Origin of the sequence: Methylocystis rosea (genome assembly GCF_003855495.1) — a bacterium.
Lineage (GTDB): Bacteria > Pseudomonadota > Alphaproteobacteria > Rhizobiales > Beijerinckiaceae > Methylocystis > Methylocystis rosea_A.
On record NZ_CP034086.1, the window covers coordinates 3214219 to 3233248 of the forward strand.

The 19030-nt window shown below is 63.1% G+C and carries 19 protein-coding genes; 15 read left to right on the forward strand and 4 right to left on the reverse strand.

The window, feature by feature from the left end; translation table 11 throughout:
* Nucleotides 1–9 precede the first annotated feature (9 nt).
* On the reverse strand, nt 10–435 hold the full coding sequence (locus EHO51_RS15545) for an MAPEG family protein (protein WP_124739645.1): 426 nt from the start codon (nt 433–435) through the stop codon (nt 10–12).
* A 135-nt stretch (nt 436–570) separates the two neighbouring features.
* On the opposite strand from EHO51_RS15545, the gene EHO51_RS15550 reads away from it, so the two are divergent.
* From EHO51_RS15550 to EHO51_RS15600, 11 genes are all read left to right on the forward strand, one after another.
* Nucleotides 571–765, forward strand: coding sequence for a hypothetical protein (locus EHO51_RS15550; protein ID WP_029648998.1), 195 nt, complete (start codon nt 571–573; stop codon nt 763–765).
* A 137-nt stretch (nt 766–902) separates the two neighbouring features.
* Nucleotides 903–1334, forward strand: a complete 432-nt coding sequence (locus EHO51_RS15555) for a hypothetical protein (RefSeq protein ID WP_124740183.1) — start codon at nt 903–905, stop codon at nt 1332–1334.
* A 62-nt stretch (nt 1335–1396) separates the two neighbouring features.
* The gene (locus tag EHO51_RS15560; protein ID WP_124739646.1) at nt 1397–2014 is read left to right on the forward strand and encodes a glutathione S-transferase family protein; all 618 of its coding nucleotides are present in this window, start codon (nt 1397–1399) and stop codon (nt 2012–2014) included.
* Between the two features lie 80 nt (nt 2015–2094).
* Complete coding sequence (locus tag EHO51_RS15565) at nt 2095–2859, forward strand: glucose 1-dehydrogenase (RefSeq protein ID WP_124739647.1); 765 nt, start codon at nt 2095–2097, stop codon at nt 2857–2859.
* Nucleotides 2860–3095: 236 nt separating this feature from the next.
* A complete protein-coding gene (locus tag EHO51_RS15570) occupies nt 3096–4868 on the forward strand; it encodes an acetolactate synthase 3 large subunit (protein ID WP_205789023.1) in 1773 nt (590 codons plus the stop codon).
* An 81-nt stretch (nt 4869–4949) separates the two neighbouring features.
* A complete protein-coding gene (gene ilvN, locus EHO51_RS15575; protein WP_124739648.1) occupies nt 4950–5501 on the forward strand; it encodes an acetolactate synthase small subunit in 552 nt (183 codons plus the stop codon).
* 116 nt (nt 5502–5617) lie between these two features.
* Nucleotides 5618–6637 (forward strand): ketol-acid reductoisomerase, encoded by a 1020-nt coding sequence (gene ilvC, locus EHO51_RS15580; RefSeq protein WP_124739649.1) that lies wholly within the window; start codon nt 5618–5620, stop codon nt 6635–6637.
* Between the two features lie 187 nt (nt 6638–6824).
* Nucleotides 6825–7622: a nuclear transport factor 2 family protein gene (locus EHO51_RS15585; protein WP_124739650.1), complete on the forward strand. Its 798-nt coding sequence runs from the start codon at nt 6825–6827 to the stop codon at nt 7620–7622.
* A 127-nt stretch (nt 7623–7749) separates the two neighbouring features.
* A complete protein-coding gene (locus EHO51_RS15590) occupies nt 7750–8496 on the forward strand; it encodes an NUDIX hydrolase (protein WP_124739651.1) in 747 nt (248 codons plus the stop codon).
* Between the two features lie 10 nt (nt 8497–8506).
* Nucleotides 8507–10315, forward strand: coding sequence for a 3-dehydroquinate synthase (gene aroB / locus EHO51_RS15595; RefSeq protein ID WP_124739652.1), 1809 nt, complete (start codon nt 8507–8509; stop codon nt 10313–10315).
* Between the two features lie 4 nt (nt 10316–10319).
* Nucleotides 10320–11615, forward strand: a complete 1296-nt coding sequence (locus tag EHO51_RS15600) for an HlyC/CorC family transporter (protein ID WP_029649008.1) — start codon at nt 10320–10322, stop codon at nt 11613–11615.
* A 26-nt stretch (nt 11616–11641) separates the two neighbouring features.
* Here the strand turns inward: EHO51_RS15600 and EHO51_RS15605 are convergent, their stop codons facing one another.
* The 3 genes from EHO51_RS15605 to EHO51_RS15615 form a co-directional block, all read right to left on the reverse strand.
* Nucleotides 11642–13078 carry an HWE histidine kinase domain-containing protein gene (locus tag EHO51_RS15605; RefSeq protein WP_124739653.1) on the reverse strand — a complete coding sequence of 479 codons (1437 nt, stop codon included), beginning with the start codon at nt 13076–13078 and terminating at the stop codon, nt 11642–11644.
* 91 nt (nt 13079–13169) lie between these two features.
* The gene (locus EHO51_RS15610; protein ID WP_124739654.1) at nt 13170–13724 is read right to left on the reverse strand and encodes a sigma-70 family RNA polymerase sigma factor; all 555 of its coding nucleotides are present in this window, start codon (nt 13722–13724) and stop codon (nt 13170–13172) included.
* A complete protein-coding gene (locus EHO51_RS15615) occupies nt 13721–13999 on the reverse strand; it encodes a NepR family anti-sigma factor (protein WP_124739655.1) in 279 nt (92 codons plus the stop codon). Before EHO51_RS15615 ends, EHO51_RS15610 begins: the two co-directional genes overlap by 4 nt.
* A 176-nt stretch (nt 14000–14175) precedes the next feature.
* Here EHO51_RS15615 and EHO51_RS15620 point away from each other — a divergent pair, with 176 nt between their 5' ends.
* The 4 genes from EHO51_RS15620 to EHO51_RS15635 all read left to right on the forward strand — a co-directional run bounded on the left by EHO51_RS15620 (nt 14176) and on the right by EHO51_RS15635 (nt 18971).
* Nucleotides 14176–14964, forward strand: a complete 789-nt coding sequence (locus EHO51_RS15620) for a response regulator (protein ID WP_124739656.1) — start codon at nt 14176–14178, stop codon at nt 14962–14964.
* A gap of 179 nt (nt 14965–15143) precedes the next feature.
* The gene (locus EHO51_RS15625) at nt 15144–16964 is read left to right on the forward strand and encodes an ABC transporter ATP-binding protein/permease (protein WP_124739657.1); all 1821 of its coding nucleotides are present in this window, start codon (nt 15144–15146) and stop codon (nt 16962–16964) included.
* A 286-nt stretch (nt 16965–17250) separates the two neighbouring features.
* Complete coding sequence (locus EHO51_RS15630; RefSeq protein ID WP_245434626.1) at nt 17251–18621, forward strand: hypothetical protein; 1371 nt, start codon at nt 17251–17253, stop codon at nt 18619–18621.
* 104 nt (nt 18622–18725) lie between these two features.
* Nucleotides 18726–18971, forward strand: coding sequence for a hypothetical protein (locus tag EHO51_RS15635; protein ID WP_245434627.1), 246 nt, complete (start codon nt 18726–18728; stop codon nt 18969–18971).
* Nucleotides 18972–19030 lie beyond the last annotated feature (59 nt).

Genomic DNA, 19030 nt, shown 5'->3' on the forward strand with positions numbered 1-19030 from the left:
AGCTTCTCGTCACCCCTGCGCCAAAATCGCGATCAGCGCGCCCATGGCGAGCGTTGAGATCGCTTGCGCGAAGTAAAAGGCGAAGCGGACCGAGACGACGACATTCGTCTGCTCGAAGAGCAGATGAACCGCGCTCTGGCAGATCCTCGCGATAAGGATGATGATCGCCAGCGCATCGAGGAGGGGGCTCGCGACGCGCGCGGCGAGCATCGCGACAACGATCGCGCCGTAGACGGGCAGGTTCTCGACGCAGTTCATATGGGCGCGCACAGCGCGGCGATACCATTCGCCGCCTTGCGGCTCGTCGGCGCGCCAGTCGGAGATCGCCGTGCGACCGGTCAAGATCCGGCTCCAGCGATAAACGCCGACGGTCGTAAAAAGCAGCAGTAGTGTCCAAAGCGCGAAACCGAGCAGGACCCAGACGGGGATGGGCATTGGAGCCTCCTTGAGCCTTCCGTGGAGAGAATGCGCGCGTTAGGGCGGGGAGATCTCGGCGATCGTCCGAACAGTTTGATTATGACATTCGTGAGCGCTCTGGAATAAACAGGCGGCCGCGCGCATAATGTAGCCATGCGCGAAACAGATCTGTTTACATCCAGAATCGAGCCTGACCCGCTCTACGCTGAGCGGTTCCGTTGGACTGTCTGCGAGGGCTCCCAGATTCATCTGCGGTCGCCGCATTCCTACGCGACCAAGCGCGAGGCTGAGCAGGAAGCGGATAAGGCGCTGCAAAAGCTCGCGTCCACATGGACGGGCAAGCGCTGACCAGCCATTGCGCCCGCGCGACGAAGGGTAAAGCGCGTTCGACACCGCCCACGGGCGCTCTCGAAGACCCATAAGCGCGCGGCGCTATCTCGGTTCACGGCCTTTCTCGCGTGCGCCCGGCGCCTTACCTTCCGCTCATGAGCAAGCGCGTCTATCGCCTCGTTGACGGCTCACGCGGGCCGCGGCGGGATTTCCGCATCACCGTCGGGCTACGCGAGGGCTGGGAGGCGGAGGGCCGCGTCTATGACGTTTCCGAAGCGGTGCGCTGCGCGCACGCCTGGATGCGCCGCCGCGTCGAAGCGGGCCAGCCCGCGCTCTCAGGCATGTTCACCCGCGGCGAGGTGACCTACGCCTGGCCCAAGGACGACGGCACGGTCGGTTCCGACCGCGAGCCGGTTGCGATCCTCACCGGCGAAGCGGTGCACGCCTATCTCGGCGGCCTTCCCGACGCGCATATCGAGGCGATGCTGAACGAACTCGCCGGCGAACTCGGGGCGGCGCTGGGGCAGGAGCGCCTCTATGTCGCCTTCTGCGACAAAACCTGGATTCTCGACTGCGGCGAGGGATAGACGCGACGCACTCGCGGGCCGCCGCCCTATTCTAAGAGCGACGCTCTCAACCGGAGGCCCTCATGCTCACGCTCTACTATCATACAGGCGCGTGTTCGCTCGCGCCGCATATCGCGCTTGAATGGATTGGCGAACCCTACGAAACCAAGGCGGTCGAGTTCGGCGACAAGGAATATTTGAAGATCAATCCGGCGGGGGCGGTGCCCGCGCTCGACACCGGCGAAGGCTGGGTCCTGACCCAGGCCGCGGCCGTGCTGCGCTATCTCGCCGACCGCTTCCCGCAGGCGGGGATCGCGCCCGACGGGTCGCCGCGCGACGAGGCCGAGGCCGATCGCTGGTCCTCCTTCATCACCGGCGATCTCCACCCGGCCTTTTTCCCGCTGTTTTTGCCGGACCGCTATACGCGCGCCCGCGAGAAGGAGGCGTTCGACAATGTGCGCGAAGCCGCAAAGGCGCTGGTGCGTAAGAAATTCGATATTGTCGAAGCGCATCTTGCGGGCCGCCGCTTCATGGCCGGCGACAAATTGAGCTATCTCGACGCCTATGTTTTCCCGATGGAGCGCTGGGGCGCGTCGCTGCTGGAGGACGGGCTGTCGAAATACCCCAACATTCAGAAACATCATGACATGATGGCGGCGGACGAAGCCGTAAAGCGCGTGCTCGCCGCCGAAGGCGCGTGAACGCCTTGAATGATCGCTTCTTACGAGCTTGACCGCGACGGCGGCGAGTGAAAGCTTCCGCTCAGGCGCGGGAGAGGTTCATGGCTCGATTTGATGGGAAAGTTGCGCTCGTTACGGGCGCGGCGCGAGGTCTTGGCCGGGTCACGGCGCTCGCCTTCGCCCGCGAGGGGGCGAGGGTCACGCTTGCCGATATCGACGAGGCTGGCGGGCGCGAGACTCTCGACATGATCCGCGCGGCGGGCGGTGAGGGCCTCTTCACGCTCGCAGATATGCGGATCGAGCGGGACGTCGAAGCCATGGTCGCGAAGACCGTCGAGGCCTATGGCCGCCTCGACTGCGCGGTGAACAACGCCGGCGTCGTGCGCTTCAAGCCCATCGCCGAGGAGACGGAGGAGGGCTTCAATTTCCACATCGACGTCAATCTGCGCGGCGTGTTCTTCTGTATGAAGCACGAGATCCGGCAGATGCGCCAAAACGGCGGCGGCGCCATCGTCAACCAGTCCTCGATCACCGGCAGCCTCACCGGCAATCCCGCGGAGGGCGCCTATGCCGCCTCCAAGGGCGGCGTCGACGGCCTGACCAAGACGGTCGCGCTCGAGGTCGCTAAGGACAATATCAGCGTCAACGCCATTTGCGCCTGCGGGATCGACGCCCCCGGCGACGTCTTCCACCAATGGATGGAGAAGGAGCACATCAGCCCTGAGCAAGCCGGGAAGCTGTTTCCGATCGGGCGGATGGGCAAGGCCGAAGAGCTGACCGAGGCCGTGCTGTTCCTGTGCTCCGAACAGGCGCGCTTCATCGTTGGCCACCTCCTCGTTGTCGACGGCGGATGGATCGCCCGCTGAAGAGTCGCTCTCCGCGCTTGATTCTCCGCCGCGCCTCCCGTAACGTCGCCTGCGAACAAAGGGGCGGAACGCGTAATGCGTGCAATTCTCGTATCTGAAGCGCCACGGACGGAGCAGGGCTAGGCCCGACCTCCGTCAATGGCGCTTGACCCAAGGCCCCAAGAGGGCCTTTTTTGTTGCCCGAAGACGAAAAACATCCTAGTCGCCCGCCGCGAGAAGCAAGACGGAAAATCATGATGTCGAAGGAAATGTCCGGCGCCGAAATGGTGGTCGAAGCCCTGAAGGACCAGGGCGTGGAGATTCTTTTCGGCTATCCTGGCGGCGCCGTCCTTCCGATCTACGACGTGCTCTTCCAGCAGGAGAAGGTGCAGCACATTCTCGTGCGCCATGAGCAGGGGGCCGCCCATGCCGCGGAGGGCTATGCGCGCTCCTCGGGCAAGGTCGGCGTGTTGCTCGTCACCTCGGGACCAGGCGCCACCAATACGGTGACGGGCCTCACCGACGCGCTGATGGATTCGATCCCGCTCGTCTGCATCACCGGGCAGGTGCCGACGCATCTCATCGGCTCCGACGCCTTTCAGGAATGCGACACGGTCGGCATCACCCGCCACTGCACGAAGCACAATTATCTCGTCAAGAACATCGCCGATCTGCCGCGCGTGCTGCATGAAGCCTTTTATGTGGCTTCGTCCGGCCGGCCGGGACCGGTGGTCATCGACATCCCCAAGGACGTGCAGTTTGCGCGCGGCGTCTACGCCCCGCCGCGCAGCGCCGCGCACAAGACCTATCATCCCAAGCTCGACGCCGACATGGAGGCGATGCAGCAGGCCGTGCGCATGATGGCGGCGGCGAAGCGTCCGATCTTTTACACCGGCGGCGGCGTCATCAATTCCGGACCCGCAGCCTCGACCCTGCTGCGCGAACTCGTCGGCCTGACGGGCTTTCCCATCACCTCGACGCTGATGGGGCTCGGCGCCTATCCGGGGTCGGGCGAAAACTGGCTTGGCATGCTCGGCATGCACGGCACCTGGGAAGCCAATCACGCCATGCATGACTGCGATCTGATGATCGCGGTCGGCGCGCGTTTCGACGACCGCATCACCGGACGTCTCGACGCCTTTTCGCCGGGCTCAAAAAAGATCCACATCGACATCGATCGTTCGTCCATCAACAAGAACGTCAAGGTCGATCTCGCCATCGTCGGCGATTGCGCCCATGTGCTCGAAGCCATGGTGCGCCTGTGGCGCGCCGAGGCGATGAGCGCCGACAAGCAGCCGCTCGACGATTGGTGGGCGAAGATCAACGAGTGGCGGGCGCGCAAGTCACTGGCGTTCCGCAATTCGGACGCCGCGATCAAGCCGCAGCATGCGGTGCAGCGGCTCTATGCGCTGACCAAGGATCGCGACGTCTATGTCACCACCGAGGTCGGGCAGCATCAGATGTGGGCCGCCCAGCATTATCATTTCGAAGAGCCGAACCGCTGGATGACCTCGGGCGGACTCGGCACCATGGGCTACGGCCTGCCGGCGGCGATCGGCGCCCAGCTCGCGCACCCGGGGTCGCTCGTGATCGACATCGCCGGCGAAGCGTCGATTCTGATGTGCATTCAGGAAATGTCGACGGCGATCCAATATCGCCTGCCGGTGAAGATCTTCATCCTCAACAACGAATATATGGGCATGGTGCGCCAGTGGCAGGAGCTGCTGCATGGCGGGCGCTATTCCCATAGCTACTCCGAGGCGCTGCCCGATTTCGTCAAGCTTGCTGAGGCGTTCGGCGCCAAAGGCATCCGCTGCTCTGATCCCGCCTCGCTCGACGCCGCGATCCAGGAGATGATCGACTATGACGGACCGGTGATCTTCGATTGCGTCGTCGACAAGGTCGAGAATTGCTTCCCGATGATTCCCTCCGGCAAGGCGCATAACGACATGCTGCTCGCCGATCTTTCCGACGACGCTGGGATAGAGATCGGCGCGGTCATCGACGAAAAAGGCAAGATGCTTGTTTAGGCGGTCGGGTTTCGGCGCTCGGCAGTCGTAGCGCTGCAATCGACCGCCGACCGCCGATTTGCCGACCGTCCAGGAAAAAAGATGAACGCTCCCGCTTCTCCGCCATCTCCCTATTCCGCCGCTGCGCCGAACGCCAAGGTCGAGTCGCATACGCTCTCCGTGCTCGTCGACAATGAGCCGGGCGTCTTGGCGCGCGTCGTCGGCCTGTTTTCCGGCCGCGGCTACAATATCGAGAGCCTCACGGTCGCCGAGGTCGCCCACGCCGAGCACCTCTCGCGCATCACCATATTGACCTCCGGCGCGCCGGAGACGATCGACCAGATCCATCATCAGCTCGAGCGACTCGTCCCGGTGCATCAGGTGACCGACCTCACCATGTCGATGCGCTCGCTCGAACGCGAGCTCGCCATGGTCAAGGTCAAAGGTCGCGGCGAGCACCGCACCTTCGCGCTACAGCTCGCCGAAGCCTTTCGCGCCCGCATCGTCGACGCGACGACTGAGAGCTTCATTTTCGAATTGACCGGCAAACCGCACAAGATTGATGAATTTATCGACCTGATGCTTCCGATCGGGCTCGTCGAAGTCTCCCGCACAGGCGTCGCCGCCATCTCGCGTGGGCCCGATCCCATCTAAGGCTGGAGAATTTTGACCTTGCCGGGCGGCCCGCGTAGAAGGAGCCGCCAGCGAATTCGACGGCGCGGGGCGCGCCGTTCCCCCAAGAGCGCACGCACATCAAGGAAGCAGAGCACATGCGCGTTTATTACGATCGGGACGCCGACATCAATTTGATCAAAGGCAAAAAAGTCGCCATCGTCGGCTATGGCAGCCAGGGCTTCGCGCATGCGCTGAATCTCAAAGAGTCCGGCGTCTCGGAAGTGGCGGTCGCGCTTCGCCCCGGCTCCGCCTCGGCCGCCAAGGCGGAAGGCGCCGGCCTCAAGGTCATGACCGTCGCGGAGGCCTCCAAATGGGCCGACGTCATCATGATGCTGACGCCCGACGAGCTGCAGGGCGAGATCTACGCCAATGAGATGGCGCCGAACCTGAAGCCGGGCGCGCTGCTGCTCTTCGCCCACGGACTCAACATCCATTTCAACCTGATCGAGCCGCGCAAGGATATCGACGTCGCCATGATCGCGCCGAAAGGCCCGGGCCATACGGTGCGCGGCGAATATCTCAAAGGCGGCGGCGTGCCCTGCCTGATCGCGGTGCATCAGGACGCTTCCGGCAACGCCAAGCAGATCGCGCTTTCCTATGCCGCGGCGATCGGCGGCGGCCGCGCGGGCATCATCGAAACGACCTTTCGCGAGGAATGCGAAACTGATCTTTTCGGCGAGCAGGTCGTGCTCTGCGGCGGACTCGTGGAATTGATCCGCGCCGGATTCGAGACGCTGGTCGAGGCCGGCTATGCGCCGGAAATGGCGTATTTTGAATGTCTTCATGAAGTGAAGCTGATCGTTGACCTCATTTATGAGGGCGGCATCGCCAACATGAACTATTCGGTGTCGAACACGGCCGAGTATGGCGAATATGTCACTGGTCCGCGCATTATCACCAAGGACACCAAGGCCGAGATGAAGCGTGTGCTTGACGATATTCAATCGGGCAAATTCACGCGCGATTGGATGTTGGAGAACAAAGTCGGCCAGACCTCCTTTAAGGCCACGCGCGCACGAAATAACGCGCATCCAATCGAAGAGGTCGGCCTTCGCTTGCGCGGCATGATGCCCTGGATCGGCAAGAATAAGCTGGTCGACAAGGACCGTAATTAGCGCATAATGATCCCAAAAAGGCGAGCGCGCACTCGGGTTTGGGGCGTTGCCGAGGCGCAGTCGGCGCATCGCGCATCGACAAATGCATCGCCATAGCGGGGAATGAATGCACGGGCCGGGCGGGCGGTCGAGTAATGTTATCGAGAGCGAAACGCGTCGGCGCGTACATGAGATTGTACGGAGCCGCATGTCGTATGACGTCTCGACATTGGTCGAACATTTCGTCGAAGACGTCGAGTTGAACTACAGCTGCTCGCGACTTGGCGTGCTTCCCCCGGGCCAATGGCGCGGGCGCGACGCGCTGCGCGCCCATTTGCGTCGCGTCGACGTCGATTATGAACCGCTCGACGCGGAAGTTCTCTCGGTTCTTGTCGAAGGCGACAATACCGTGGTGCGATGGATCAGCCGGTGGCGCCACCGCGCCACCGGCCATATCCACAGCATGGACATGGCGCATTTTCTGCGCTGGCGGAACGGACTCGTTTCGGAAATGTACGAGTTCCGGGATCATCGTTGCGTCGCGCGCGGCGCCGATTTCCTGCCGCAAAGCCTCGACGACATTCTCAATCCCCGCAGCCCGGGACTGTCGCGCGATGAAATGGCGCGCCGGTTGATCGCCATGGGCAGTTTCACGTGCGCGCCCGACGTTGCGCTGTTCCGTGAGCTGTGTTCGCCTGACGTCGTGTGCGAATTTGTCGGCGACCGCACGACGGTTTCGCACGCCGGGCGACATCGCGGCATAGAGGCGCTGATCAACATCGTGCGCAGCATCGAGGTCGAGTTCGAGCAACTCGGACTCGCCATGCCCGAGGTCATCGTCGACGGCGGCGCCGCCGCTGCGCGTCGGATCGTCGAATGGCGTCATCGCGGCACAGGCCGCTGCGGCCAAGTTCAGCTTGCCGACTTCGTGCGCTTCGAGGACGGCCGCATCGTCGAGATCGTCGAATTTCGCGACAGCACGGCGCTTTTGCAGATGCAGGCGTAACAAAGCGCGTGACGTGTGCGATGCGATTTAGTCGGTCCAGTCGACATCCGGCAATCATCGCGCGCAGTCCCGTTGATTACAGATGTGACGGCCCGGCGCGCCGTTGCGGCCAAGGAGCGGTCCGCCCGTGACTCTCGAAATTGTGGATTTCGATCGGCTCGAGTGTCGCTTTGTCGACCATCGCTGGGGCTTCGTTGAGGAGCGCGCCGTCGACATCGAGCGCCATTGGGAGGAGCGTCGACGCGCCAATCCGGCGCTCTACGACGGCTCGGTGTTGCTCGCCTGTCGCGTCGAGCGGGCGATCGGCGAAGACGGCGCGCGCATCTTGCGCATGGCGTTCTTCAAGACGCCTTTCTCAAGCTTTCTTGCCTGGCGAGAATTCGGCTGGCCGGACGAAGCCGTATACAATTGCTTCTCGATGCCGGCGGCGCGCGCGCGCGACGGCGCCTATCTCCTCGGGGAAATGGGGCCAAGCCACTCATTCGCCGGTCAGCTCTATTTTCCCTGCGGCACCCCCGACCTTTCCGACGTCGTCTCGGGCGGTCGCGTCGATCTTGCCGGCAGTCTTGTGCGCGAACTCGCAGAAGAGACGGGCCTCGCCGCTTCGGAGGCGCATGCGTCGGCCGTCTGGACGGCGATATTCGATCGACAGCATGTCGCCTGCGTCAAGAAGCTGGATTTCGATGCGCCGTCGCACGCCATCCTCGCCAGGGTGAAGGACTTTATCGCGACCGAAAGCGCGCCCGAACTCGCGGACGCGCATATGGTTTCGAGCTTGACGGCGCTTTCCGACCCGCGCCTGCCCGCCTTCATGGTCGCGTATCTTTCGCGCGCCCTCGCCGGCGCGGATGAAATTTCGCTCGGCGCGAGTTAGATTTGCGCAAATGACTCGACCGCAACACTCCGGCGTCGTCCTACCAGCTCCGCAAGCGCCCAGTGACGAGCGCGCTTTGGCCGTGCGCGCCGCCCTGAACGGCAGGGTTATCGTGCTTGTCGGCATGATGGGCTCCGGCAAGAGCGCCATCGGCCAGAGGCTCGCTGTGCGGCTCGGCCTTCCGTTCGTCGACGCGGACGCTGAGATCGTCGCCGCGGCGGCCGGCATGTCCATTCCCGAGATTTTCGCCAAATATGGCGAGCGCTATTTTCGCGACGGCGAGAGGCGCGTCATCATGCGCCTGCTGAACGGCGGCCCGGTCGTGCTCGCGACCGGGGGCGGCGCGTTTCTCGACCCTCGCACGCGCGATCGCATCGACGAACGGGGCGTATCGGTATGGCTTGACGCCGATCTGAAGACCCTGTTGAAGCGCGTGCGCCGCAAGAACGATCGTCCCCTGCTGCAAACGGAGGATCCGGAGGAGACGCTGCGCCAGTTGCTGGAGGCGCGACGCCCCCTATACGAACTCGCCGATCTTCGCGTCGAGTCGCGCGAAGTTCCGCAGGATGCGATGGTGGATGATACGCTCGCCGTTCTCGCTGCAGGCTTGCCGATATTGGAAGACTTGCGACAGCGGGCGCAAAGCAAAGGTTTCGCCAAAGCCATGACGCATCTGTATCCCGCGCGCACGGAAGGCGACGCCCGCCGCCAGGAAGTTGTCCGGGTCGCGCTTGGCGGACGCTCCTACGACATCATCATCGGCGACGGGCTGCTGCAGCGCGCCGGCGATTATATTGCGGAAATCGCGCCCGGAGCGGCATGCGCCATCATCACGGATGAGAATGTCGCCAGACTGCACCTTCCGACGGTTGAGCAGAGCCTAAAGGACGCCCGCCTGCGTGCGACGACCATCATCGTTCCGCCTGGCGAGGCGTCAAAGTCGCTTTCGGTCTATGGCCGCGTCTGCGACGATGTGCTGACCGCAAGGATCGAACGGCGCGATCTGATCGTCGCGCTTGGCGGCGGCGTCGTCGGCGACCTCGCCGGATTCGTCGCGGCGAGCGTGCGGCGCGGCTCGCGCTTCGTGCAAATTCCGACGACGTTGCTGTCGCAAGTCGATTCTTCGGTCGGCGGCAAGACCGGGATCAATTCGCGCCATGGCAAGAATTTGATCGGCGCCTTTCACCAGCCTTCGTTGGTTCTGGCCGACGTCGACACGCTGCGGACGTTGCCGCTCCGCGAGTTCCGCGCCGGCTACGCGGAGGTGGTGAAATATGGCCTGATTGGCGACGCCCGGTTCTTCGATTGGCTCGACGCCGACTCGGAAGCGGTATTCCATAGTCAGGCGGAACAGATCTGCGCCGTCGCGGTGAGCTGCGAGACCAAGGCGACGATCGTCGCGCGGGACGAAACAGAGCAGGGCGAACGGGCGTTGCTCAACTTCGGTCACACGTTCGGCCACGCCTTCGAGCGGCTGACCGATTACAACAGCGCGCGCCTGGTTCACGGGGAGGGCGTTGCGATCGGCATGGCGTGCGCCGCGCGCTTCTCCGTGCGCCGCGGCCTGTGCCCCGAGGCCGCCGCGGAGCGCGTCGAACGCCATCTGAAGGGCGTCGGTCTGCCGACGAAGATCCACGACATTCCGGATTGGCGCGACGACGCCCAGGCCATCCTCGACGCCATGTATCAGGACAAGAAGGTCGAGCGCGGCGCGCTGACCTTCATTCTCCTGCGCGGCATCGGCCAGGCGTTCATTGCAAAATCCGTCGACGCCAATGAGGTGCTTGGCTTTCTTAAAGACGAGCTAAAGCGGACATAGCGCCATGCATGGGCTCGAATCCGGCGCGCCGCAGGTCGACATATGGACTGCGGTTGGCATCGTCATCGTCTGCGTATTCCTGTCGGCGGTCTTTGCTGGATCGGAGACGGCGCTCACCGCCGCGTCGCACGCCCGGATGCATTCGCTGGAAAAAGAGGGCGATAAGCGCGCCGCCGCCGTCAATCGGCTGCTGCGCCAGCGCAACCGCATGATCGCCGCGCTGTTGCTTGGCGGCACCCTGGTCAATATCGGCGGCTCCGCTTTCACCACGAGCGTGCTGGTCGTCGTCGCGGGCGACAATGGGGCGGTGTATGCGACCGTCATCATGACCGTGTTGCTGCTTGTCTTCGCCGAGGTTTTGCCGAAAACGCTGGCGATCAATCATCCCGACGAAACGTCGCTGCGCGTCGCGAAGTTTATTGCGCCCTTCGTTCGAGTCGTCGGGCCGCTTCTCGCGGGCGTCGAATATATCGTGCGCATGGTGCTCGCGTTGGCGGGCGTCGAGGTCGGCCATGGCCGAACGGTTCGCTCGCCCTATGACGAATTAAAGAGCGCCGTCGACATTTTGCATGACGAAGGCAATGTCGAGCGCGCCGCGCGCGACATGTTCGGCGGCGTCCTCGATTTGCAGGTGCTGCATGTGTCGGACGTGATGATCCACCGCACCAAAATGCGCACGATCGACGCGGATCTGCCGCCGGACCAGATCGTGCGCGAGGTGCTGTCGTCGCCCTTCACCCGCATGCCGCTCTGGCGCGAGCGACCGGACAATTTCGTCGGGGTCCTGCATTCGAAGGACATACTGCGGGCGCTGAACGCCGCAGGCGGCGACGCCTCCAAGCTCGACGTCGGCGAGGTGATGTTCGCCCCGTGGTTTGTCCCTGAGGCGACGACGCTCGAGGATCAGCTCGAAGCCTTCCTGAAGCGTAAGACGCATTTCGCTTTGGTCGTCGACGAATATGGCGAGGTGATGGGACTCGTCACACTCGAAGATATCCTCGAGGAAATCGTCGGCGACATTCGCGACGAACATGATCTCGCGGTCCAGGGCGTGCGTCCGCAGCCCGACGGGTCGGTGCTGGTCGACGGCGCCGTGCCGGTGCGCGATCTCAATCGCGTCATGGCGTGGGAGCTGCCCGACGAGGAAGCGACAACGATCGCGGGACTGGTGATCCACGAGGCGGGCGCGATTCCAGAAGCCGGGCAGGTCTTCACCTATCACGGTTTCCGTTTCGAGGTGATGCGGAAGATCAGAAATCGCGTCACCGCCTTGCGGGTGACGCCGCAGCAAGCCGTTTGACGACCCGCGCAGAGGATCATTTTTTCTTAAATTTCGGCGGATAATTCGGCTTGCAGGCCTTCGGCGCGATACGAGAGCCTGACGTCTCCGCCCATCTGGCGCGCGAGCACATTGGTGATCAGGAAGTGCCCGACCCCGGTTTGCTCCGGGTTTTCGACCTTTGGCCCCCCCGTCTCCGTCCAATTCAAGATGAGACGCGGACGATCCTCTTCGCGATCGATACGCCAGCTGATCGCGATCCGACCGTCGTCTTCGGAGAGCGCTCCGTGCTGCTCGGCGTTGGCAAGCAGTTCGTTGATGGTCAGACCCAAGGCGGAGGCGACCGCGGAGCGCAATTCCACGTCTTCGCCCGACAGTGAGATGCGCTCGGCGTAGTCGTGGCTGCCACAAGACAGCGCGATCATGAGCAGGTCCCTGAGCGGCGTTCGTTCCCAGGAGGTCTGCACGAGCAGCGTGGAGATGCGGCTGAGACACTGCACGCGGTGCGAGAAGCCTTGCTGAAAGCTCGAAAAGTCCTGCGCCGTGCGCGCGGTAATATTGGCGATTCCCTGGATCATCGCGAGCGAATTGTTCACCCGGTGATGCAGTTCGCGGTTCATCATCTGATTGTGCATCTCCGCGTTTTTGATCTTGTCGACGTCGGTAATGGCGACGATCGCGCCGATAACGGCCCCCTTGTCGTCGCGGATCGGCGCGCCGACGATGTTGATCCAGACGTAGGCGCCGTCGCCGCGCTCGATCTTGCACTCGAGCTGCGGATGGTTCTCCCCAGCAAGGGCGCGCGCGAGCGGGTATTCCTCATTCGCGACCGGGCGGCCGTCCTGATGAATGGCGTTCCATTTGGAATAGGCTTGGGCGCTTTCCGAGTAGCGAACAGGGCGACGCAGAATCGCTTCAATGACGTGATTGCCCTCGACGATTCGGCCGCTCGGGGCTTCGGCGATGATGATTCCGACCGGCACGGCGTCAAGCAGCGCGCGCAGTTGCAGATTCGCCCCGGCGCGGCTGACAATCGTCGAGCTTTTCAGGAGTAAATCGTTTAGCTCGGACAGCCTCTTGCGCTTTTCGCGCAGGCGCTCGTCCATGTCCTGAATGCTATGCGCGATCGCATCGACCTCAGGAACGCCGGTGTCGCTCCAATGCGAGGCGCCGCGCGCTTCCACGGCCAGACTTAATTCCGCGAGTTCATGTTGCGCCCTTTGCGCTTTCCGGCGCTGTCTCACCAGCCAAAAAATCACGGCGAGAGTCGTCGCCAGCGCGAATGTGAGCGCGCCAACGATCGGGCGCCAGACCTCGATCATGTTTGTCGCGCCTTCCGCGGCGCGGGCGGCAGACGTCATCGCCAGCAAGAAAGCCAGCGCAGCCCGCAGGGCGGCGACCCCCTGCGCCCGCGGATACGCTTTGAACGCCGCCACCACGGGAGGCGACGGCCGGGCTGATTGACCGTTACGGCCTTCCGTCATTGACGCTGCCAAGACTCTCGGGACCCTGCCGGGCGTAACCGTCAGATAGCGCGGTTTCTTGGTCGCGCATCCCACGCGAAGGCTTGGGCTGTCAAACGGCGCGAGAAGGTCGGCGCGCGGCCAGGTCCGACACGGTGGGGTCGGTGTCGATGTCGCTAGTGTTGAGCAGGCCCAGATGCTCGGCAAGTTTGGCGCGCGCACGGTTCAACCGGCTCTTGACCGTGCCAATGGCCACGCCGCAAATCTCCGCCGCTTCATCATAGGAGAGCTCGGTGATCCCGATCAGCAGCAAAATTTCCTTGTGTTCGGGGGCAAGCTTATCCAGCGCCGCCTGAACATCCGAAAGGGTGAGCGCCGACTCCTGTCCGCCTTTCACAGGGATTTGCTGGGCCAGGAGATTATCGCTGTCCTGCACTTCGCGCGAGCGTTTCCGGTAGCCGGAAAAATAGGTATTGCGCAGAATGGTCACGAGCCAGGCGCGCAGATTGGTGTTTCTCTGAAAGGAGTCGGCGTGCGACCAGGCTTTGACCAAAGTGTCCTGGACCAGGTCGTCGGCGAGGCTATGAGATCCGCAAAGCGAAATGGCGAAGGCGCGCAGATAGGGCATCTGCGCCACCATCTGATCTCCGAAGGCCTCGTCGCTCATTTCTTTTCGCGCTGTTTGGCTTCCAGCTTGGCCAGCAGCACAGTGAATTTGTCTGGAATAGGTTGGTGGATCAGATCGTCGCAATAGGCGCGAAACACCCGCCCGAGCTGAGCTTGCACCTTTGGGTCCAGCGCAACGCCGTCAGCTTGTGCCCCGTCAGCATCCTGGAAGCCGTCAGCATCAGCCTCCTCACGACCACCAGTCTTATTGTTCAAGTTTGGTTCCGCGTCGCGGGAGGGGCCATCGTTGTCGTGAGGATTTTCGCGTTGGCTCATTCTCGACCCCGAGTTCGCCCCGAGACTGCCGCCTCTACCCGGGGCGGCCGAGGGACGACCTCCCTTGATGGAACGCGTAAGAACACTAATTGTTCCGCCATTGCAAGCAAGGAACACTATGACATATCAGCGGGCGCTTGAATTGACTTGGGCGCTGGGCGGCATAGGATGAAACTATGAACCTCTCCAGAGAAATTGCGGTCCACCTGCCTTACCTCCGCCGGTTTGCGAGGGCGCTTTGCGGCTCGCAAAAGAGCGGCGACGCTTACGTTGTCGCCACGCTCGAGGCGCTGGTGGTGGATCCGGATGCCTTTCCGCTGAATATGTCGCCCAAAGTCGGGCTTTACCACCTTTTCATGACCTCGTGGTCGTCGATCCGGCTGAACACCGAAGCAGCGCCCGATGACGAGATATCCGCAGCACAGCGGAATATCAGCTTGCTGACGCCGCGGTCGCGACAGGCCTTTTTGCTGCGCACGGTCGAAGGGTTTTCGGTCGCTGACGCCGCCGCCATCCTGGGCGCGACCGAAGAAGAGGTCGAAGCGCTCGTAACGGAGGCCGGCCGGGAAATCGCTGAACGCGTCGCGACGGACGTGCTCATCATCGAGGATGAATCGCTCATTGCGCAGGATATCGAGTTCATCGCGCGCGATCTGGGCCATCGCATCATCGGCGTCGCCCGCACCCATCAGGAGGCGGTGGAGCTCGCGGCGCGCAAGCGGCCGGGGCTGATTCTCGCGGACATTCAGCTCGCCGACGGCAGCTCTGGCCTGAACGCCGTCAATGAAATGCTCGAAAGCTTCGACGCGCCCGTGATTTTCATAACTGCATTTCCCGAACGCCTGCTGACCGGCGAGCGGCCCGAGCCGGCGTTTCTCATCAGCAAGCCCTACAAGGTCGACACGGTCAAGGCGACGATCAGCCAGGCGCTGTTCTTCGAGCGCAAGGCGTCTCGCGCGGCCTAGCGGTTTGCGGCGGAATATCCCCATCAACGCCGCTCAAGTTTCACGAAAAGGCCGCTTCTAAGCTGTAGTCTGGCTGTTTCGCCGCGCCATATAAGATATGCGCATTAGGGCTCCGCTGAGCCGCTCGAGAAGAGCCTTCGTCGCGTTCGGCGCGCTCGAGCCGAGGGGGCTCTTGGACTGTGAATAGTCAAGCTATAGCGGCAAACGTAGCTGCAGAGGCGACGCGGCCTGCTCGAGCGCGTTGGCGGGAGTTCTGCGCGCTTGCTCTGGGATTCTGGGCCGGCGAGCAGAGCCGACGGGCATGGAGTCTGACGGGATTAGTCGCCCTGTGCATCGGGCTGCAGCTTGGGGCGCAGCTCAGCATCAACGAATGGAACCGCAAGTTTTTCGACGCGCTCGAAAGCAAGAACGTCGAAGCGTTGAGTTGGGCGACGATCCTGTTGCCCGGCCTCGTCGCATTCAGCGGCCTCGCCATCAGCGGAACGCTCGTCGCGCGCATGACGTTGCAGACGCGCTGGCGAGAATGGCTCACTGAAAAACTCGCCGGCTGGTGGCTCGAGGACCAACGCTACTACCGTCTCGAGATCGCCGCAGCCGAGCAAACCTCGCCGGAATACCGGATCGCCAAGGACGTGCAACTTGCCGTCGAGCCGCTGGTCGAATTCGCCGTCGGCTTTTTGACGGCGCTGGCGACGGCATTGGCCTTCGTCGGGGTTCTGTGGACCGTTGGCGGCGCCCTGGAGCTTCATCTGCTTGGCGCGCGCCTCGTGTTGCCGGGATATCTCGGCTTCGCCGCGGTGGTTTATGCGACGATCGCCGGCGGCCTCGCCTACTTCGCCGGCCGTCCGCTGGTTCCGGCCGTTGCGCAGAAGAATGAAGCTGAAGCGCAGTTCCTCTCTGAACTCACACGGCTGAAGGAAAACGCGGAAAGCATTGCGCTCATTCGCGGCGACGCCGACGAATTGAGTTCTATCCTGCAGAACTATCGACGCGTCGTCACCGCCTGGATTCGCCAGATCCATCGCAACGGGGTCATCGCCACCGTGCAGAGCGCAAATGGCGCGCTGGTGCCGCTGATCCCGCTCGTGCTCGTCGCGCCCAAATATCTCACGGGCGCGCTCACGCTCGGCGCGGTCATGCAGCTTACCGCCGCCTTCGTCTCTGTGCAGATCGCCTTCAACTGGTTCATCGACAATTCGGTGCGCGTCGCGGAGTGGATGGCCTCGGCCAACCGGGTCGACGAACTCGCAGAAGCGCTCGAGAGTCTGGATATCGCCGTCATCATGGAGGAGAAAGAGTTTATCGATTTCGGCGTCAGCGACGACGATACGATTCACTTAGAAGATCTCGCGGTCGCGCATCGCAATGGCCGAATCGTGATTGCTGGCGCGAACGTTGTCATTCCAACTGGCGAAAAGCTGCTGGTGGCGGGGCCGAGCGGCACGGGAAAGAGCACGCTTGTTCGCGCCCTCGCCGGGTTATGGCCGTGGGGCTCCGGGCGTATCCTCTTGCCGAAAGACGCCCACATCGCCTTTGTGCCGCAGAAGCCGTACATCCCCCTGGGCGCGCTTCGTCAGGCCATGCTCTATTCAATTTCCGACAAGGAAATCACCGACGATATGCTCGAAGGCGCGATGCGGCGATGCGGCCTGGGTTATCTCGTCAAGCATCTCGACGAAGAGCAGCGCTGGGACCAAACGCTTTCCGGCGGCGAGCGGCAGCGAACGGCTTTTGTTCGGCTCTTGCTGGAAAGGCCGCAGATCATCATCATGGATGAGGCGACGTCGGCGCTCGACGAAGAGAGTCAGGTTTCGATGCTTCGCCTGTTCAATGAAGATCTCGCCGGCGCGACGGTGATCAGCGTCGGCCATCGCGTTGGCATGGAAGATTTTCACGACAAGAAACTCGTTCTTGAGCGCCGTCCGGCCGGCGCGCATATTACAAGCCGTAAGCTACAAAAATCCCTGTGGCACTTGTTCGACGAGGCCGCGCTTCATTGATTTGTTGACGCTAGAGCAGGCTCCGAAAAAGTTGCCAGACTTTTTCGATGAGAACCTGCTCGAACATTCTTACTTTTTAAGTTGAGCGACCTCCCTACCGATCACATGATTCCATGTGATCGGTAAGCGCGCCAGGGTTGGCCGCGCATGTATCCTCAACTGTGCCCAACGATCCATATATCGGGTTTCCCAAAGGACTTATCGTTGCTCTGCGTCGATCAGCAAATGCGACATGCGTTTGAGCGGCGCAGATTTCTTTGGCCCTTTGGGAGGATCAGATATGCAAATGGCTTACAACGGAGCAACGCCGTCGGTCGCGCCGATGGGCGTGACCATGGATCAGATGTTTGCGCCGCAGGGCTTTATCGGCGGCGCGCTCGGCAGTGCGCTGGGCGGATTAGGCGGCGGCGCGCTTGGCCGCGCCTTTGGCAACCAGAATCTCGGTCGGCAGATCGGCAGCGTCGCTGGCGGCGTGCTCGGCGGACTGCTGCCGTTTGAGGCCGGCCCGCAGGCCTACGCTGGAACGTATTATGTTCCGCAGACGGCTGCGCCCGGCTTTGCGCCTCAGGGAATCGTCGGCGATGCGCTTGGCGCCATCGGCGCGCCGCTTGGCGGCTTCATTGGCGGCCGTTTCGGCAATGCCGGACTTGGCCAGACGATCGGCGGCACGGTGGGCGGACTTGCCCAGCGCTTCCTGCCGTTCGAAGCCGGCCCGCAGCCCTACGCCGGGACCTATTACGTCCCGCAGACGGCGGCGCCCGGCTTTGCGCCGCAGGGGATCGTCGGCGACGCGCTTGGCGCGATCGGCGCGCCGCTTGGCGGCTTCATCGGCGGCCGTTTCGGCAATGCCGGACTTGGCCAGACGATCGGCGGCACGGTGGGCGGTCTTGCCCAGCGCTTCCTGCCGTTCGAATCCGCGCCGGTGTTCGCGCCGCAGGGAATCGTCGGCGATGCGCTCGGCGCCATCGGCGCGCCGCTCGGCGGCTTCATTGGCGGCCGTTTCGGCAACGCCGGACTCGGCCAGACGATCGGCGGCACGGTGGGCGGTCTCGCTCAGCGTTTCCTGCCGTTCGAATCCGCGCCGGTGTTCGCGCCGCAGGGGATCGTCGGCGACGCGCTTGGCGCGATCGGGGCGCCGCTCGGCGGCTTCATCGGCGGCCGTTTCGGCAACGCCGGTCTCGGTCAGACGATCGGCGGCACGGTGGGCGGTCTCGCTCAGCGCTTCCTGCCGTTCGAGGCGGAGCCGGTTTTCGTTCCGCAGGGCTTCATCGGCGATGCGCTCGGCGCGGTCGGGGGCCGGGTTGGCAACTGGATCGGCGGACGCTTCGGCAACGCCGGCGCTGGCCAGACGGTTGGCAATGTGGTGGGCGGTCTCGCTCAGCGCTTCCTGCCGTTCGAAGCTGGCCCACAGGCTGGAGCTTATTATGTCCCCCAGACGGCTGCGCCTGTGTTTGCGCCGCAGGGCATCGTCGGCGATGCGCTTGGCGCGATTGGCGCGCCGCTTGGCGGTTTCATCGGCGGGCGCTTCGGCAATGCGGGACTTGGTCAGACGATCGGCGGCACGGTAGGCGGACTGGCCCAGCGCTTCCTGCCCTTCGACGCAGCGCCGCAGCCCGTCTACTACGTGCCGCAGATGCAGGCGCCGATGTACGGCTGACGTCTGAGCGACGCAATCGACGCGACGCATGAAGGATGATCTGCTGCCGCTTCCGGGCCGATTCATCGGCCCGGAAGCCCTCAAGAGATCAGGATCGCGAAATCATGAGCGCAACGAACGGCATCGATCAATTTCTGGTGGCGCCCCGCAACGCGGCGAGCACAGGGGATTTGGCCGCTTTCGAACAGGCGATGCAGTCTGTTCCCGGCGCCGCAATTCTTCAGCGCGCCGGCAAGGCCGGTCAACCAAGGCTGGTCGTCGCTTTACCTGCGGCGAGCGCAAGTCACTTGCGCGAACAATTTAGCGCGACCCTGATCATCGAACCAAACGCTCCGCTGAAACCATTTTAGCGCCGGCGCGCGTCCTTCATAGCGATGCGCAGGCTGGCCCAATTTTATTAGGAGAGTCG

Bases quoted from the DNA above. Each gene is read 5' to 3' on its own strand.
- EHO51_RS15545 (WP_124739645.1), bottom strand. From the start codon at position 435: ATGCCCATCCCCGTCTGGGTCCTGCTCGGTTTCGCGCTTTGGACACTA.
- EHO51_RS15605 (WP_124739653.1), bottom strand. From the start codon at position 13,078: ATGACGGAAGGCCGTAACGGTCAATCAGCCCGGCCGTCGCCTCCCGTG.
- aroB (WP_124739652.1), top strand. From the start codon at position 8,507: ATGACTCGACCGCAACACTCCGGCGTCGTCCTACCAGCTCCGCAAGCG.
- EHO51_RS15610 (WP_124739654.1), bottom strand. From the start codon at position 13,724: ATGAGCGACGAGGCCTTCGGAGATCAGATGGTGGCGCAGATGCCCTAT.
- EHO51_RS15570 (WP_205789023.1), top strand. From the start codon at position 3,096: ATGTCGAAGGAAATGTCCGGCGCCGAAATGGTGGTCGAAGCCCTGAAG.
- EHO51_RS15585 (WP_124739650.1), top strand. From the start codon at position 6,825: ATGTCGTATGACGTCTCGACATTGGTCGAACATTTCGTCGAAGACGTC.
- EHO51_RS15630 (WP_245434626.1), top strand. From the start codon at position 17,251: ATGGCTTACAACGGAGCAACGCCGTCGGTCGCGCCGATGGGCGTGACC.
- EHO51_RS15615 (WP_124739655.1), bottom strand. From the start codon at position 13,999: ATGAGCCAACGCGAAAATCCTCACGACAACGATGGCCCCTCCCGCGAC.
- EHO51_RS15550 (WP_029648998.1), top strand. From the start codon at position 571: ATGCGCGAAACAGATCTGTTTACATCCAGAATCGAGCCTGACCCGCTC.
- EHO51_RS15600 (WP_029649008.1), top strand. From the start codon at position 10,320: ATGCATGGGCTCGAATCCGGCGCGCCGCAGGTCGACATATGGACTGCG.
- EHO51_RS15565 (WP_124739647.1), top strand. From the start codon at position 2,095: ATGGCTCGATTTGATGGGAAAGTTGCGCTCGTTACGGGCGCGGCGCGA.
- ilvN (WP_124739648.1), top strand. From the start codon at position 4,950: ATGAACGCTCCCGCTTCTCCGCCATCTCCCTATTCCGCCGCTGCGCCG.
- EHO51_RS15620 (WP_124739656.1), top strand. From the start codon at position 14,176: ATGAACCTCTCCAGAGAAATTGCGGTCCACCTGCCTTACCTCCGCCGG.
- EHO51_RS15635 (WP_245434627.1), top strand. From the start codon at position 18,726: ATGAGCGCAACGAACGGCATCGATCAATTTCTGGTGGCGCCCCGCAAC.
- EHO51_RS15555 (WP_124740183.1), top strand. From the start codon at position 903: ATGAGCAAGCGCGTCTATCGCCTCGTTGACGGCTCACGCGGGCCGCGG.
- EHO51_RS15560 (WP_124739646.1), top strand. From the start codon at position 1,397: ATGCTCACGCTCTACTATCATACAGGCGCGTGTTCGCTCGCGCCGCAT.
- ilvC (WP_124739649.1), top strand. From the start codon at position 5,618: ATGCGCGTTTATTACGATCGGGACGCCGACATCAATTTGATCAAAGGC.